At 72.3% G+C, this 15,158-nt stretch carries 12 protein-coding genes; 3 read left to right on the forward strand and 9 right to left on the reverse strand.

The window, feature by feature from the left end; genetic code table 11:
* Nucleotides 1-19 precede the first annotated feature (19 nt).
* Genes whiA through uvrA form a run of 5 tightly spaced genes read right to left on the reverse strand, consistent with a single transcriptional unit; the run spans nucleotide 20 to nucleotide 7,887 of the window.
* Nucleotides 20-1,018: a DNA-binding protein WhiA gene (gene whiA / locus Y09_RS01220; protein ID WP_053915829.1), complete on the reverse strand. Its 999-nt coding sequence runs from the start codon at nucleotides 1,016-1,018 to the stop codon at nucleotides 20-22.
* Entirely contained in the window at nucleotides 1,002-2,135 is a 1,134-nt protein-coding gene (yvcK, locus tag Y09_RS01225; RefSeq protein ID WP_053915830.1) for a uridine diphosphate-N-acetylglucosamine-binding protein YvcK, read from the reverse strand. Before yvcK ends, whiA begins: the two co-directional genes overlap by 17 nt.
* The gene (rapZ, locus tag Y09_RS01230; protein ID WP_053915831.1) at nucleotides 2,132-3,028 is read right to left on the reverse strand and encodes an RNase adapter RapZ; all 897 of its coding nucleotides are present in this window, start codon (nucleotides 3,026-3,028) and stop codon (nucleotides 2,132-2,134) included. The genes yvcK and rapZ overlap by 4 nt, the downstream gene beginning before the upstream one ends.
* Before the next feature lie 38 nt (nucleotides 3,029-3,066).
* On the reverse strand, nucleotides 3,067-5,007 hold the full coding sequence (gene uvrC, locus Y09_RS01235; protein WP_053915832.1) for an excinuclease ABC subunit UvrC: 1,941 nt from the start codon (nucleotides 5,005-5,007) through the stop codon (nucleotides 3,067-3,069).
* A 12-nt stretch (nucleotides 5,008-5,019) separates the two neighbouring features.
* On the reverse strand, nucleotides 5,020-7,887 hold the full coding sequence (gene uvrA / locus Y09_RS01240; protein ID WP_053915833.1) for an excinuclease ABC subunit UvrA: 2,868 nt from the start codon (nucleotides 7,885-7,887) through the stop codon (nucleotides 5,020-5,022).
* 72 nt (nucleotides 7,888-7,959) lie between these two features.
* On the opposite strand from uvrA, the gene Y09_RS01245 reads away from it, so the two are divergent.
* Together Y09_RS01245 and Y09_RS01250 are read left to right on the forward strand one after the other, a co-directional pair.
* A complete protein-coding gene (locus Y09_RS01245; RefSeq protein WP_053915834.1) occupies nucleotides 7,960-8,637 on the forward strand; it encodes an MBL fold metallo-hydrolase in 678 nt (225 codons plus the stop codon).
* On the forward strand, nucleotides 8,634-10,394 hold the full coding sequence (locus Y09_RS01250) for a bifunctional 3'-5' exonuclease/DNA polymerase (RefSeq protein ID WP_082358566.1): 1,761 nt from the start codon (nucleotides 8,634-8,636) through the stop codon (nucleotides 10,392-10,394). Before Y09_RS01245 ends, Y09_RS01250 begins: the two co-directional genes overlap by 4 nt.
* Here Y09_RS01250 and Y09_RS01255 read toward each other — a convergent pair.
* On the reverse strand, nucleotides 10,369-10,962 hold the full coding sequence (locus Y09_RS01255; protein WP_053915836.1) for an AAA family ATPase: 594 nt from the start codon (nucleotides 10,960-10,962) through the stop codon (nucleotides 10,369-10,371). The two genes, Y09_RS01250 and Y09_RS01255, sit on opposite strands and share 26 nt — an antisense overlap.
* Nucleotides 10,963-11,001: 39 nt before the next feature.
* Nucleotides 11,002-11,703 carry a hypothetical protein gene (locus Y09_RS01260; protein WP_053915837.1) on the reverse strand — a complete coding sequence of 234 codons (702 nt, stop codon included), beginning with the start codon at nucleotides 11,701-11,703 and terminating at the stop codon, nucleotides 11,002-11,004.
* Between the two features lie 154 nt (nucleotides 11,704-11,857).
* On the opposite strand from Y09_RS01260, the gene Y09_RS01265 reads away from it, so the two are divergent.
* Nucleotides 11,858-12,379: a pyrimidine dimer DNA glycosylase/endonuclease V gene (locus Y09_RS01265; protein ID WP_053915838.1), complete on the forward strand. Its 522-nt coding sequence runs from the start codon at nucleotides 11,858-11,860 to the stop codon at nucleotides 12,377-12,379.
* Nucleotides 12,380-12,451: 72 nt separating this feature from the next.
* On the opposite strand, the gene Y09_RS01270 is transcribed toward Y09_RS01265, so the two are convergent.
* Both Y09_RS01270 and uvrB read right to left on the reverse strand, forming a co-directional pair.
* Nucleotides 12,452-12,967: an NUDIX hydrolase gene (locus tag Y09_RS01270; RefSeq protein WP_053915839.1), complete on the reverse strand. Its 516-nt coding sequence runs from the start codon at nucleotides 12,965-12,967 to the stop codon at nucleotides 12,452-12,454.
* 4 nt (nucleotides 12,968-12,971) lie between these two features.
* A complete protein-coding gene (gene uvrB / locus Y09_RS01275; protein ID WP_053915840.1) occupies nucleotides 12,972-15,074 on the reverse strand; it encodes an excinuclease ABC subunit UvrB in 2,103 nt (700 codons plus the stop codon).
* Nucleotides 15,075-15,158 lie beyond the last annotated feature (84 nt).

A 15,158-nucleotide genomic window follows, 5' to 3' on the forward strand; every position in this document is an offset into this window, starting at 1 on the left:
GACGACCGTGACGATCCTATCAACGACCGGCATCAGGGGACGAAGGAAGATGGTCCTCGTCCACTCCGTGGTCGGTCCCGGGGATGCCGAGCTCCTCCGCGCGCTTGTCCGCGGTGGCGAGCAGGCGTCGGATCCGACCGGCGACGGCGTCCTTCGTGAGCGGCGGATCGGCGAGTCGGCCGAGCTCCTCGAGGCTCGCCTGGCGGTGCTCCAGACGGAGGCGACCGGCGGCCTGCAGGTGCTCGGGCACGTCCTCGCCGAGGATCTCCAGCGCGCGCTGGACGCGCTGGCCCGCGGCGACTGCGGCCCGCGCGGAGCGGCGCAGGTTCGCGTCGTCGAAGTTCGCGAGCCGGTGCGCGGTCGCCTTCACCTCGCGGGTGGTGCGGCGCTGCTCCCAGGTGCGCACCGTCTCGTGGGCGCCCATCCGGGACAGCAGGGCGGAGATCGCGTCGCCGTCGCGCAGCACCACCCGGTCCGCGCCCCGCGCCTCCCGGGCCTTCGAGGCGACGCCGAGCCGCCGGGCCGCGCCGACCATCGCCAGCGCCACCTCGGGGCCGGGGCAGGACAGCTCCAGGGCCGAGGAGCGGCCCGGCTCGGTGAGGGTGCCGCGGGCGAGGAACGCCCCGCGCCACGCGGCCTCCGCGTCCACCAGCGCCCCGCCGACGACGAAGGGCGGCATCCCGCGCACTGGACGGCCGCGCGCGTCCAGGAGTCCGGCCTGGCGGGCCAGCATCCCGCCCTCGCGCTCCACCCGCACCAGGTAGCGGGTGGTGCGGCGGATCCCGGAGGGGGCCAGCACCGCGAGCTCGGCGCGGTGGCCGTACATGTCGGCGATGATGCCGTGCAGACGCCGCGCGACCGCCGCCGAGTCCAGCTCCGCCTCGACCACTACGCGCCCCGCGACCAGGTGCAGGCCCCCGGCGAAGCGCAGCATCGCAGCCGCCTCGGCCTTGCGGGCGGAGGGCCGGGTCACCTCGAGGTGGCTGAGCTCCTCCTTCGCGTCACCCGTCAGCGCCATGCGTGTCCTCCTCGGTGCGGGGGTCCGTGCCCCTCGTGGTGCGGTGGGGTCGCTTCCGGCGCGACGCGGAGCGGTCGTCGCCGTGCTCCACATCCCCGTAGGCGTCGTCGAACAGATCACGGTACGCGGCGGCCAGGCGCACCGGGTCGTGCCGCGGCGTCCCGTCGCCGACGCTGACCTGGCGCAGCAGGGTGCGCAGCCCTCTCTGCTGCGCCGCCTCGGCGAGCTCGAGGACGTCCTCCAGAGTGGTCGGGTCGGCGACGAGGGCGTCGAAGCGGCAGTCCCCCGCGCGGGCGAGCAGCACGTCCAGCATGTCCAGGCTCGTCATCCCCTCGGCCTCCTGCGCGCCGACGGAGAGGTTCGTGATGATCCCCTTCCGCGCCGGGCTCGTCGCGATCGCCTCGGCGATCTCGGGGATCATCAGATGCGGCAGCACCGAGGTGTACCAGGAGCCGGGGCCGAGGATGATCCAGTCCGCGCGCGCGATCGCCTCGAGCACGTCGATGGGGACGCGGGGCCGCGGCGGGATCAGGCGCACGTCCTCGACGCGGCCCTCCGCGGTCGCGACCTGGTACTGGCCCGAGACGGTGCGGGCGCTGCCGTCGGCGCCGACCACTCGCGCCTCGATGTCCAGCGGGTCCAGCGCCATCGGCAGCACGCGTCCGCGCGCGCCGAGCAGCTCGGCCATCTGGTCCAGGCCCTCGACGGGGTCCTCGAGGATCTGCCACAGCGCGACGATCATCAGGTTCCCGAGCGCGTGGCCGTCGAGCTCGCCGTCGGTGGCGAAGCGGTGCTGGATCACGTCGCCCCAGATGGACCCCCATTCGGAGTCCTCGCACAGGGCCGCGAGCGCCATCCGCAGGTCCCCAGGGGGCAGCACGGGCATCTCGGTGCGGATCCGGCCCGAGGAGCCGCCGTTGTCGGCGACGGTGACCACGGCGGTGATGTCGTCGGTGAGCAGGCGCAGGGCGCGGAGGTTCGCGGCGAGGCCGTGGCCGCCGCCGAGGGCGACCACGCGCACGGGCCGCTGCGGGGCGCCGCGGCCGCCCCGCTGGGCGCTCGCGGAGCGGTCGGCGCCGCGGAGCCGGAGACGTCGGCTGCGGGAGGCGATGCTCATTCCCGCCCCAGATCCCGGTGGCGGATCCGCACCGCGTGCCCGGCGGTGCGCAGCTCGTCGCCGATCCGCTCCGAGACCGCGACGGAGCGGTGCTTGCCGCCCGTGCAGCCGATCGCGAGGGTGGTGAAGTGCTTGTTCTCGGTGCTGTAGCCGCGCAGCACCGGGGTGATCATCTCGATGTACCGCTCGACGAACTCGGCGGCGTTCGCGTCGCCGAGCACGAACTCGGCGACGTCGGCGTCGGTGCCCCGCTTGGGACGCAGCTCCGGCACCCAGTACGGGTTGGGGATGAAGCGCACGTCGCTGACGTGGTCGGCCTCCAGCGGGATCCCGTACTTGAAGCCGAAGGACAGCATCGTCACGGTCAGGCGCTGCTCCTCGCCGGTGCCGAAGAGCGAGCGCATCTTCATCGTCAGCTCGTGCACGTTCAGCGGCGAGGTGTCGATGACGAGGTCGGCGGTGCGCCGGTAGCGGGCGAGCATCTCGCGCTCGCGGCGGATGCCCTCGAGCACGCCCTCCTCGCCCTGCAGCGGGTGGGGGCGACGCACCGAGTCGAAGCGCCGCACGAGGGTGGACTCGTCGGCCGTGAGGAAGAGCAGGCGCAGGCGCAGATCGGCCTTGCGCAGCTCGTCGACGACCTCGCCGAGCTCGGTGAAGAAGGGGCCGGAGCGCGGGTCGACCACGACCGCGAAGCGGTTCTCGCGGCCGACGGCGGAGGCCTGCAGCTCGTAGAGCGTGCCGATCAGCTGCGGGGCGATGTTGTAGACCACGTACCAGCCCATGTCCTCCAGGGCGTGGGCGGCAGTCTCCCGTCCGGCCCCGGCGAGCCCGGTGATGATGACCACGTCGCCTCGGGTGTCCGTGGTCGGGCTCGGGATGGACTCCTCGGTCACGGGTGCTCCTTCCGGATCGGGGTGGACGGGCCTCGCGCTCAGCCCTCGAGGATCTCGCCGGTCGCCATGTCGACGGTGACGCCGAGGGCGTCGTCCGCAGTGTCGGCGTCCGAGGCGGTTCCCTGCTCGGATGTTAGCGCGGCGGTGATCTGCGCGGCCAACGCGGGACCGATCCCGTCGACCTCCGTGAGCTGTTCCTCGCTCGCCTCGCGGATCGCCGAGACCGTCACGAACCGGTCCAGCAGGGCGCGCCGCCGGGCCGGGCCGAGGCCGGGGATGCCGTCCAGGGCGCTGGCCTGCATGGCCCGGCCCCGCTTGGAGCGGTGGTAGGTGATGGCGAAGCGGTGCGCCTCGTCGCGCAGGCGCTGCACCAGGAACAGAGCCTCGGAGGTGCGGGGCAGGATGACGGGGTACTCCTCCCCCGGCAGCCAGATCTCCTCGAGCCGCTTGGCGATCCCGGCCAGGGCGATGTCGGTGATGCCGAGCTCGTCGAAGGCGCGCTGCGCGGCGGCGACCTGGGGCGGGCCGCCGTCGACGAGGATCAGCGAGGGCGGGTACGCGAAGCGCTTGAAACGGCCGGTCTCCTCGTCCTCCGTCGGCTCGGGCGGGTCGAGGTGGTGCTTCAGCCGGCGCGTGATCACGTCGTGCATGGAGGCGGTGTCGTCGCGAGCGGCGGCGCCGGTGACCGAGTAGCGGCGGTACTCGCTCTTCTTAGGCAGCCCGTCCTCGAACACCACCTGCGAGCCGACGACGTTGGTGCCCTGGGAGTGGGAGATGTCGAAGCACTCGATCCGCAGCGGCGGCTCGGCGAGGTCGAGCGCCTCCCCCAGGTCCTCGAGCGCCTTGGTGCGCGCGGTGAGGTCGCCGGTGCGCTTCAGGCGGTGCAGGCGCAGCGCCTCGGTCGCGTTCTCGCCGACGGTGATCAGCAGGTCCTTCTTCTCGCCGCGCTGCGGGACGCGCAGGTCGACGGTGCGGCCCATCAGCTCGCGCACCTGGCCGAGGTTGGTGGGCAGGATCGGGACGAGCACCTCCTTCGGGGCGCTCCCCTCGGTGTACAGGGTGGTCAGGGCGCGCTCGACCAGGTCCGGCGCGGTCGACTCGTCGAGGATCTCCGCGGTCCAGCCGCGCTGGCCGCGGATCCGCCCGCCGCGCACGTGGAAGACCTGCACGGACGCCTCGAGCTCGTCCTGGGCGAGGCCGATCAGGTCGGCGTCGGTCGCGTCGGAGAGGACCACGGAGTTCTTCTCCATCACCTTCTCGAGCGCCTGGAGATCGTCGCGCAGGCTCGCGGCGGTCTCGTAGTCCATCGCCGCGGCCGCGGCCCTCATCCGCTGCTCGATGCGACGGGTGTACTTCGAGGTGTTCCCGGCCATGAAGTCCGCGAACTGCTCGGCGAGCCGCCGGTGCTCGTCCTCGGAGATGTCGCCGACGCAGGGCGCCGCGCACTTGCCGATGAAGCCGAGCAGGCAGGGCCGTCCGGACCGCTCGGCCCGCCGGTACACCCCGGCGGTGCAGGAGCGGATCGGGAACACCCGCAGCATCAGGTCGAGGGTCTCGCGGATCGCGCCGACCTGCGGGTAGGGCCCGAAGGTGCGGTCGCCCTTGGCGCGCGGCCGACGGGTGATGTGCACCCGCGGCACCTTCTCCCCCATCGTGATCACGAGATAGGGGTAGGACTTGTCGTCGCGGAACTTGACGTTGAACCGCGGATCGAACTCCTTGATCCACGTGTACTCGAGGGTGAGCGCCTCGACCTCGGTGCCCACCACGGTCCACTCGACGCTCGCGGCGGTGGTGACCATGCGCCGGGTGCGCTCGTGCAGGACGGCGAGGTCCTGGAAGTAGTTCACCAGGCGCTGACGGAGGTTCTTCGCCTTGCCGACGTAGATGACGCGGCCGTGCTCGTCCCGGAACCGGTAGACCCCCGGCCTCGTGGGGATCGTGCCGGTCGCGGGGCGGTAGGTCGCCGGATCAGCCATGGCTCCGCCTGCTCAGCGGGCCGCGGCCGCGCCCGCTCGTCCGCCCTCGAGCATCGGGGCGAGGAAGCGACCGGTGTAGGAGCCCTCGACCTTCGCCACCTTCTCGGGGGTGCCGGTGGCGACGATCCTCCCGCCGCCGGCGCCGCCCTCGGGGCCGAGGTCGATGACATGGTCGGCGGTCTTGATGACGTCGAGGTTGTGCTCGATGACGATCACGGAGTTGCCCTTGTCCACGAGGCCCTGCAGCACCTCGAGCAGCTTGCGCACGTCCTCGAAGTGGAGGCCCGTCGTCGGCTCGTCGAGCACGTAGATCGTGCGGCCGTTGGAGCGCTTGTGCAGCTCGGAGGAGAGCTTCACGCGCTGCGCCTCGCCGCCCGAGAGGGTGGTCGCGGACTGGCCGAGCTTCACGTAGCCGAGGCCCACGTCGACCAGGGTCTGCATCTGGCGGCGGATCGCGGGGACGGCGTCGAAGAACTCGAGCGCCTCGGCGATGGACATGCCCAGCACCTCGGCGACGTTCTTGTCCTTGAACTTCACCTCGAGCGTCTCGCGGTTGTAGCGCTGGCCCTTGCAGACCTCGCACTGCACGTACACGTCGGGCAGGAAGTTCATCTCGATCTTCAGCGTGCCGTCGCCGGAGCAGGCCTCGCAGCGCCCGCCCTTGACGTTGAAGGAGAAGCGCCCGGCGGTGTACCCGCGGATCTTCGCCTCGTTGGTCTGGGCGAAGAGGGTGCGCACCCGGTCCCACACCCCGGTGTAGGTGGCGGGGTTCGAGCGCGGGGTGCGGCCGATCGGCGACTGGTCCACGTGCACGACCTTGTCGAGGTGCTCGAGACCGGTGACGCGCTTGTGCCGCCCGGGCACGACGCGGGAGCGGTTGAGCTCCTTGGCCAGGACCGAGTACAGGATGTCGTTGACCAGGGAGGACTTGCCCGAGCCGGAGACGCCGGTGACGGCGGTGAGCACGCCGAGCGGGAAGGAGACGTCCTGCCCGGTGAGGTTGTTCGCGCGGGGCGCGACGACCTTCAGCATCCGCTCCTTGTCCACGGGGCGGCGCACCGCGGGCACGGGGATCTCCAGCTCGCCGGAGAGATAGCGGCCGGTGAGGGAGTCGGGGTTCTGCTTCAGGCCCTCGACGGGGCCGGAGTGGACCACCTTCCCGCCGTGCTCGCCGGCGAGCGGGCCGATGTCCACGACCCAGTCGGCCGAGTTGAGCGTGTCCTCGTCGTGCTCGACGACGATGAGGGTGTTGCCGAGGTCGCGCAGGCGCTCGAGGGTCGCGATGAGGCGCTCGTTGTCGCGCTGGTGCAGGCCGATGGAGGGCTCGTCGAGGACGTAGAGCACGCCCACGAGCCCCGAGCCGATCTGGGTGGCCAGGCGGATGCGCTGCGCCTCGCCGCCGGAGAGGGTGCCGGCCGCGCGGGCGAGGGAGAGGTAGTCCAGGCCCACGTCGAGCAGGAAGCCCAGGCGGGAGCGGATCTCCCGCAGCACCTCGTCGGCGATCGCGGCCTCCCGCACCCCGAGCTCGAGGCCCTGGTGGAAGGCGAGCGCGTCGCCGATCGACATCTCGCAGACCTCGGCGATGGACTTCCCGCCGACGGTCACGGCGAGTACCTCGGGGCGCAGGCGCGCGCCCTGGCAGGCGGGGCAGGGCACCTCGCGCATGAACTGCTCGTAGCGCTCCTTGGCCCAGTCGGACTCGGTGTCGCTGTGGCGACGCTCGAGGAAGTGCATGACGCCCTCGAAGCCCGTGGAGTAGGTGCGCTCGCGGCCGAAGCGGTTGCGGTACTTCACGTGGACCTTGAAGTCCTTGCCGTGCAGCAGCGCCTCCTTCGCGCGCTCGGGCAGCGCGCGCCAGGGGGTGTCCATCGAGAAGGCGAGCTCCTCGGCGAGGCCGGACATGACCTCCTGGTGGTGGTCGGAGGAGCCCATGGTCCACGGGGCGATCGCGCCGCCTGCGAGGGAGAGGTCGTCGTCTGGGATCACGAGCTCGGGATCGACCTCGAGCCGCTGCCCCAGGCCCGTGCACTCGGGGCAGGCGCCGTAGGGGGCGTTGAAGGAGAAGGTGCGCGGCTCGATGTCGTCGATCGCGAGGGGGTGGTCGTTCGGGCAGGCGCGCTTCTCGGAGAAGCGGCGGGTGCGCTGCGGGTCCTCGTCGTCGCGGTCCACGTAGTCGACCAGCAGGATCCCCTCGGCCAGCCGCAGGGCGGTCTCGACCGAGTCGGTGAGGCGACGGCGCGCGTCGGGCTTCGCCGCGAGGCGGTCGACGACCACCTCGATCGTGTGCTTGTAGCGCTTGTCGAGGCTGATCTCCTCGTCCAGGCGGCGGTTGTCCCCGTCGATGCGCGCGCGGGCGTAGCCCTGGGAGCGCAGGGAGCTGAGCAGGTCCTGGTGCTCCCCCTTGCGCCCCTGCACCACGGGTGCCAGCAGCTGGAAGCGGGTGCCGGCCTCCTCCTCGAGGAGGGTGTCCACGATCTGCTCGGCCGAGGAGGAGGTGACCAGCTCGCCGCAGACGGGGCAGTGCTGCTCGCCGGTGCGGGAGAACAGCAGGCGCAGGTAGTCGTAGATCTCGGTGATCGTGCCGACGGTGGAGCGCGGGTTGCGGTTGGTGGACTTCTGGTCGATCGAGACCGCCGGGGAGAGCCCCTCGATGAGGTCGACGCTGGGCTTGTCCATCTGTCCTAGGAACTGCCTCGCATAGCTGGAGAGCGACTCGACGTAGCGCCGCTGCCCCTCGGCGAAGATGGTGTCGAAGGCCAGGGAGCTCTTGCCGGAGCCGGACAGGCCGGAGAACACCACCAGCTTGTCGCGGGGGATGTCGATGTCGATGTTCTTGAGGTTGTGCTCGCGCGCACCACGGACGACCAGGGAATCAGTCACCCCGGCATTCTAGGGGCGCACACCGACCTTCGAACAGTTGTTCGGGGGAGATAAGGACGACATACTGTCCCCATGGCTGATCACGAGTACACCGGACATGTCGAGCCGGGCGGCGAGCCCGCCGTGCGAGACCTCGAGCACCTGCAGATCCGCAAGCTGTCCGTCGGGACGATGGACAACAACGCCTACCTGCTGACCTGTCGGTCGACCGGCGCCCAGCTGCTGATCGACGCGGCGGCGGAGCCGGACGCCCTGCGCCGGATGATCGCGGCGGGCGCCGAGCACAACTGGCTGGACGTCATCCTCACCACCCACAGCCACCACGACCACGTGGGCGCGCTGGCGGAGATGATCGCGGCGACCGGCGCCCGCACCGCCGCCGGGGCGGAGGACGCGAAGGAGATCGCGGAGAAGATCGACCTCCCCCTCGCCCACGGCGACGTGATCGAGTTCGGCGAGCAGCGGGTGGAGATCATCCACCTGAGCGGCCACACCCCCGGCTCCGTCGCGGTGCTGTGGCGCGGCGGCGAGGAGGGCGACCACCTCTTCACCGGCGACTCCCTCTTCCCCGGCGGGGTGGGCAACACCGACCGGGACCCGCAGCGCTTCGCGCAGCTGATCGACGACGTCGAACAGCGGATCTTCGACCGGCTGGACGATGCGACCTGGGTGTACCCGGGCCACGGCGACGACACCACGCTCGGGGCCGAGCGGGCCTCCCTGCCGGCCTGGCGCGAGCGGGGCTGGTGACCTCTCCCCCGCCGGGCACCGCCGCGCCCGTCCCGGCGAGGTGCGTGCTCGGTCGCGGGGCGGGCGGAGCGGTCGTGCTGCGCGAGCTCGCGGCCGACGGCTCCGTCCTCGAGGAGCGGACCCGTGCCGTCCAGGAGCTCCCCTCCCTCGTCGCCGAGCTCGAGGCCGCGCACCGGCCGCGCTGGGTCTGGAGCGACGCCGCCGCCTGGTACCCGCGTCTGCTCGCGGCCGGGGTGACCCTCGAGCGCTGCCACGACCTGCGCCTGGTGCACCGGATCCTGCGCCATTCCGACCTGGTGACGGAGCCCGGTCCTCTGCGCGAGGCGACGGGATGGGACACCCCGCTCGAGCCGGAGGAGCCGCGACGCGACCTCGGCGCGACCCTCTTCGACCTCGATGCCCGGCCGTCTGCCGCCCACGGCGTGCCCGACGGGATCGAGGAGACCTGTGCGGAGCTCGAGCGACAGCTCTCGGCGATCGCGGGCGCCGAGGACCCGACGCGGCTGCGCCTGCTGCTGGCGGCGGAGTCCGCCGGCGCGCTGATCGCGGCCGAGCTGCAGACGGCGGGCATCCCCTGGGACGTGGCCGAGCACGACCGGATCCTCACCGAGGCCCTGGGGCCGCGCCCCTCCCCCGGGACGCTCCCCGCGCAGATGGTGCAGGTCGCCGCCGAGGTGCGCACCGCTCTCGGGGACCCGACCGTGTCGCTGGACTCGCCGCCGAAGCTGCTGCGCGCCCTGCACCGCGCCGGCATCGACGTCTCCTCCACCTCCCAGTGGGAGCTGCAGGAGCACGAGCATCCGGCGATCGAGCCGCTGCTGCGGTACAAGAAGATGTCCCGCCTGCTGACCGCCAACGGCTGGACGTGGCTGGACGAGTGGGTGCGGGAGGGCCGCTACCGGCCCGTCTACGTGCCGGGCGGCGTGGTCACCGGGCGCTGGGCCTCCAGCGGCGGCGGGGCGCTGCAGATCCCGCGCCGGCTGCGGCCCGCGCTCCGTGCCGATCCTGGCTGGCGGCTGGTCAGCGCCGACGTCTCCCAGCTCGAGCCGCGGGTGCTCGCGGCGATGTCGCACGACGGGGAGATGATCGCGGCAGGGGCCGGGAAGGACCTCTATTCCGGCATCGTCGAGGCGGGCGTGGTCGCGAGCCGGCAGGAGGCGAAGGTCGGGGTGCTCGGCGCCCTGTACGGCGGGACCACCGGGGACAGCGGGCGCGTCGTCCCGCGGCTGCGCCGGACGTTCCCCGACGCGATGGCGCTCGTGGACGGCGCGGCTGCGACCGGGGAGCGCGGCGGGACGGTCACGACCTGGCTCGGCCGCTCCTCCCCCTCTCCCGAGCCCGGCTGGGTGCAGGCGCAGCGCTCGGCGAACGGCCCCGAGGCGGCCAGCGGCGAGCAGGAGCGGGCCCGTCGCTCGGCCCGCGACCGCGGCCGGTTCACCCGCAACTTCGTGGTGCAGGGCACCGCGGCGGAATGGGCGCTGTCCTGGATGGCGGCGCTACGCCTTCGGCTCGCGCAGCTCCCGGAGGTCGCCCCCGACGAGCGGGCCGACGCCTCGGGACCGGTGTTCTCCCGCCGCGCGCATCTGGCGTTCTTCCTCCACGACGAGGTGATCGTCCACGCCCCGGCCGACCAGGCGCAGGCCGCGGCCGCCGCGATCCGCGAGAGCGCCGACGCCGCCGGGCGGCTGCTCTTCCCCGGCAGCTCGATCGACTTCCCGCTGGATCTCGCGATCACGGAGCGCTCGGCGGAGAAGTGAACTCCTCAGGAGCTGACAGGGCCGGGCCCCCACGCTCTCCGGGGCCGGTGCGGAGCATCGGGAGGTCCCCGAGGACCCGCGCGACCATCTGGTCCTCGTCGAGCGCCTCGGCGAGGACCTGCTCCCCGGGGACGCCGAGCACGTCGTGGGGCCGGTACCAGGACGCGACCTCTTCAGGGGCCACATGCCCCGCGATCGGCTTGCCGGCGTGGCGCCGCAGGGTCTCCGGCAGGCTCACGTCGAGGTAGTACACCAGGGTCGGACCAGGGGCATCACGCAGCATCCGCGCGAACATGCAATGGTATCGCTCGGCGCCGAAGATGCCCTCGAGAAGCGTGAGGCGCCCGATCCCGAGGCAGTGCCGGACCATCGACTCGAGCAGGCCGATCGTGTCGCCCTGGCCGCTGTCGCGCTCCCACAGCAGCTCCCGGCGCACATGATCCTGCCCGATCACCGCGACCTCCCCGCGCGGCAGGGCGCGCTGGACCCGGCGTGCGACCGTCGACTTCCCCGAGGCGGAGTTGCCGCGCACGACGACGAACGGCGGCGCGCTGCGAAGGTTCGTCATCGCCCGATCCTGGCAGACCTCCGCAGTTCGCCGCGGGCACTACGCGCCGGGATCCTCAGGGGCCAGTGCGGAGAGCGCCGCGAGCAGGGAGTCCATGCGGCCGGCGCCGAGGAGCGGGCTGAGCGGCTGGGAGAACCACTGCTCCCAGACCTCGTCGAGCTGTGCGGCCGTGGGCACGGCGCCGGTGTCCAGCAGCTCCGCGATCGCCTCCGCCTCGGGCCCGTACTCGTCCTCGGGCATGCCGTTCGTGCCCGGGGCGAGGCCCATCGGATCCTCGCGGGTCAGGAGGGCGAGGACTCGCTCCTGCGTCGACGTGGTGCCCGGCGCGGAGCCTCGCTCCTCGAGCAGGGTCGAGGCCAGGGTCACCGCGCCGGTGGCGAGGCCGATCCAGACGCGCGGGGCGGGTACGCCGCGGCGCCGGAGGAAGCTCTCTGCCCCGCGGTCCAGACGCAGACCCGCCACACCCGCCCCGACCATCAGGCCGCCGAGGGCGAGCGAGATCGCGGTCTCGAGCCCCGTCGGCGGCCGCAGGCCGTGAGCACTCGGCTCGTCCTCGGCCGACAGGTCCAGGCGCCCTTGCTGCGCCAGGAGGCTGACGCCGGTGGTCAGCACCGCGGGGAGCGCGACATAGCCGGCGCGCACCGGGCGCGGGAGGCGGTGCACCGGGATCATCCCGAGGCCGGACGCGGCGGCGGTGCCGACGGCCAGGGACACGAACCGGGAGCGCTGGGACTGGGGCACGGGGTCCTCCTTCTCTCGCGGCGGGATGCGTCGCGCGCCGCGGCGTGCGGCGTGCTCACGACGCTATCGGGGGTTCCTGTGCGTGCGGGGAGACGATCGTCGCGCTCGGCGCACGACCTTCGCCTCGGCTCGGCGGATGAGGGAGGATGGCCCGATGCGTCTGTGGTCACTGCACCCCCGCCACCTCGACCGCCAGGGCCTCACGGGCTGCTGGCGCGAGTCGCTGCTGGCCCAGGCGGTGCTGGCCGGGCGCACGCGAGGCTACCGATCCCATCCCCAGCTCGAGCGCTTCCGCGCGCAGGCCGATCCCCTCGTATCGGTCGGCGCGTATCTCGAGGTCCTCGCCGAGGAGGCGTCGACGCGCGGGTACCGCTTCGACCGCTCGCGCATCGACCACCGGCCCGCCCGGTCGGTCAAGGACGGAGCAGCCAGCGCAGAGGCGGCCCCCGGCGCCTCTGCCGGCGCGGTCGTCAGCAGGGTCGAGGTGCCGAGGATCCCGGTCACCAGCGGGCAGCTCGACCTCGAGTGGCGGCATCTGCTCCACAAGCTCGAGGAGCGCAGTCCGGAGCGCTGGGAGTGCGCGAACTCGCTCGCGGGGCCGACGGCGCATCCGCTGTTCGAGGTGGTCCCCGGGCCGGTCGAGAGCTGGGAGCGCGCCGAGGATCCGCAGCGCTGACGAGGCGGCGCCCCGCCTGGGCCCGCCGCTGCGACATGTCGACCCCGTCGCGCGCAGCTGGAGGGGTGAGGCTCAGTCCGGTCCCGGTGTCCCGTCGTCGGCCCGGTCGGTGCCGACCTCGAGCGCAAGGCGGAGCCAGCGGGAGACCGGGTCCCCGGCCGGCACGTCGGCGAGGTCGGTGCGCAGCCAGCGGACCTCGCGCAGCTCGAGGGAGGCGCGCGCCTCGACCCCGTCGGCGCTGCCCGACAGGAGCGTGAGGGTGTCGCGCTTGCCCTCGGTCCTCGCCTCGAGGGTCCTCAGCTCCGCGAGATCGTCCCGGATGCGGAGGCCGAGCTCCTCGTGCACCTCGCGGCGCGCCGCGTCGGAGGGGGTCTCCCGGGTAGACCGGTAGCGTCCGCCGGGCAGCGCCCACCGGTCCTGGTCCACGTAGGAGTGGCGCACGGCGAGGATCAGCTCGGGCTGCTCCGGATGGCGCAGCAGCACCTTCACGCCGAAGGTGCGCGGCCGGCGCAGCCGCCACCAGATCCGGCGCAGCCGGTGCCCGGCGGTCAGGATCGCGCCCAGCGCCCGACCGCGCCTCGTCGTCATCGGCTCAGGAGCGCTGGACGGCGCGGAGCTCCTTCTTCAGCTCCTGCACCTCGTCGCGCAGCCGCGCCGCGACCTCGAAGTTCAGGGATTCCGCGGCCTGGTGCATCTGCGCGGTCATCTCGTCGATCATGCCGGTCAGCGCGCCGACGGGATCGTCGCCGAGGTCGATCTGGCGACCCTGCATCGAGTCGACGGCGTTCGCGCGCGCCCGGTCCTGGGCCACCTTCTCCTTCCCGGAGCGGTAGTCGGTGGCCAGGAGGGTGTCGGTGTCGATGTCCTCGCGGGCCAGCATGTCCGTGACGTCCGCGATCCGCTTGCGCAGCGGGGTCGGGTCGATGCCGTGCTCGGTGTTGTACGCGATCTGCTTCTCGCGGCGACGGTTGGTCTCGTCGATCGCGTCCTGCATCGAGTCGGTGATCGTGTCCGCGTACATGTGCACCTGGCCGGAGACGTTGCGGGCCGCACGGCCGATCGTCTGGATCAGCGAGGTGCGGGAGCGGAGGAAGCCCTCCTTGTCCGCGTCCAGGATCGCGACCAGGGACACCTCGGGCAGGTCCAGGCCCTCGCGCAGCAGGTTGATGCCGACCAGCACGTCGTACTCGCCCTTGCGCAGGGAGCGCAGCAGCTCGATGCGGCGCAGGGTGTCCACGTCGGAGTGGAGGTACTGGACCCGCACCCCGTTCTCGAGCAGGAAGTCGGTGAGGTCCTCGGCCATGCGCTTGGTCAGCGTGGTGACGAGCACGCGCTCGTCCCGCTTGACGCGCTTGTCGATCTCCTCGCGCAGATCGTCGATCTGTCCCTTGACGGGCTTGACGATCACCTCGGGATCCACCAGCCCCGTCGGCCGGATGATCTGCTCGACCACGCCGTGGGCGCGGTTCAGCTCGTACTCGGCGGGGGTGGCGGAGAGGTAGACGGTCTGGCCGGTGCGCTCGGTGAACTCGGAGAACGTCAGCGGCCGGTTGTCCAGTGCCGAGGGGAGGCGGAAGCCGAAGTCGACCAGGGTGCGCTTGCGGGAGCGGTCCCCCTCGTACATCGCGCCGATCTGCGGGACGGTCACATGGGACTCGTCGATGACCAGCAGGAAGTCCTCGGGGAAGTAGTCCATGAGGGTGTTCGGGGCGGTGCCCGGCGCGCGGCCGTCGAGATGGCGGGAGTAGTTCTCGACCCCGTTGGTCGAGCCCATCTGCCGCAGCATCTCGAGGTCGTGGGTGGTGCGCATGCGCAGGCGCTGCGCCTCGAGCAGCTTGTTCTGCCCCTCGAGCTCCTCGAGCCGCTCGGCGAGCTCCTCCTCGATCGTGCCGATCGCGCGGGAGAGCCGCTCGGGACCGGCGACGTAGTGGGAGGCGGGGAAGATGTGGATGTGGTCCTCCTGCCGGATGACCTCGCCGGTCATCGGATGGAGGGTGTAGAGCGCATCGATCTCGTCGCCGAAGAACTCGATGCGGATCGCGAGCTCCTCGTACATCGGGATGATCTCGACCGTGTCCCCGCGCACCCGGAAGGTGCCGCGCTCGAAGGCCACGTCGTTGCGGTCGTACTGCATGTCCACGAAGCGGGTCAGCAGCTCGTCGCGGTCCAGCTGGTCGCCGACGCTCAGCTGGACCATCCGGTCCACGTACTCCTGCGGGGTGCCCAGGCCGTAGATGCAGGAGACGGAGGAGACCACGACGACGTCCCGGCGGGTCAGCAGGGAGTTGGTGGCGCTGTGCCGCAGCCGCTCCACCTCGGCGTTGATCGAGGAGTCCTTCTCGATGTAGGTGTCCGACTGCGGGACGTACGCCTCGGGCTGGTAGTAGTCGTAGTAGGAGACGAAGTACTCCACCGCGTTGTGCGGCAGCAGCTCCCGGAACTCGCTGGCGAGCTGCGCGGCGAGGGTCTTGTTGTGCGCCATGACCAGGGTGGGACGCTGCACCTGCTCGATCAGCCAGGCGGTCGTCGCCGACTTTCCGGTGCCGGTCGCGCCGAGCAGGACCACGTCCTGCTCGCCGTCGTTGATCCTCTTGGTGAGCTCCTTGATCGCCTGCGGCTGATCGCCCGAGGGCGAGTACTCGGAGACGACCTCGAAGGGGTGCTCGGCGCGGACGAGATCGGTGACGGGACGCATGAGGACGAGCCTACGACCCGGGGCCGTCGGAGGACACGGTGCGGGGCCTCTGTCCGCTCAGGGCCGACGGCCCCGCGGGGCCGG

Origin of the sequence: Brachybacterium sp. SW0106-09 (assembly GCF_001293905.1) — a bacterium.
GTDB lineage: Bacteria > Actinomycetota > Actinomycetes > Actinomycetales > Dermabacteraceae > Brachybacterium > Brachybacterium conglomeratum.

Bases quoted from the DNA above. Each gene is read 5' to 3' on its own strand.
- uvrC (WP_053915832.1), bottom strand. From the start codon at position 5,007: ATGGCTGATCCGGCGACCTACCGCCCCGCGACCGGCACGATCCCCACG.
- Y09_RS01270 (WP_053915839.1), bottom strand. From the start codon at position 12,967: ATGACGACGAGGCGCGGTCGGGCGCTGGGCGCGATCCTGACCGCCGGG.
- yvcK (WP_053915830.1), bottom strand. From the start codon at position 2,135: ATGAGCATCGCCTCCCGCAGCCGACGTCTCCGGCTCCGCGGCGCCGAC.
- whiA (WP_053915829.1), bottom strand. From the start codon at position 1,018: ATGGCGCTGACGGGTGACGCGAAGGAGGAGCTCAGCCACCTCGAGGTG.
- Y09_RS01255 (WP_053915836.1), bottom strand. From the start codon at position 10,962: ATGACGAACCTTCGCAGCGCGCCGCCGTTCGTCGTCGTGCGCGGCAAC.
- Y09_RS01265 (WP_053915838.1), top strand. From the start codon at position 11,858: ATGCGTCTGTGGTCACTGCACCCCCGCCACCTCGACCGCCAGGGCCTC.
- uvrB (WP_053915840.1), bottom strand. From the start codon at position 15,074: ATGCGTCCCGTCACCGATCTCGTCCGCGCCGAGCACCCCTTCGAGGTC.
- Y09_RS01245 (WP_053915834.1), top strand. From the start codon at position 7,960: ATGGCTGATCACGAGTACACCGGACATGTCGAGCCGGGCGGCGAGCCC.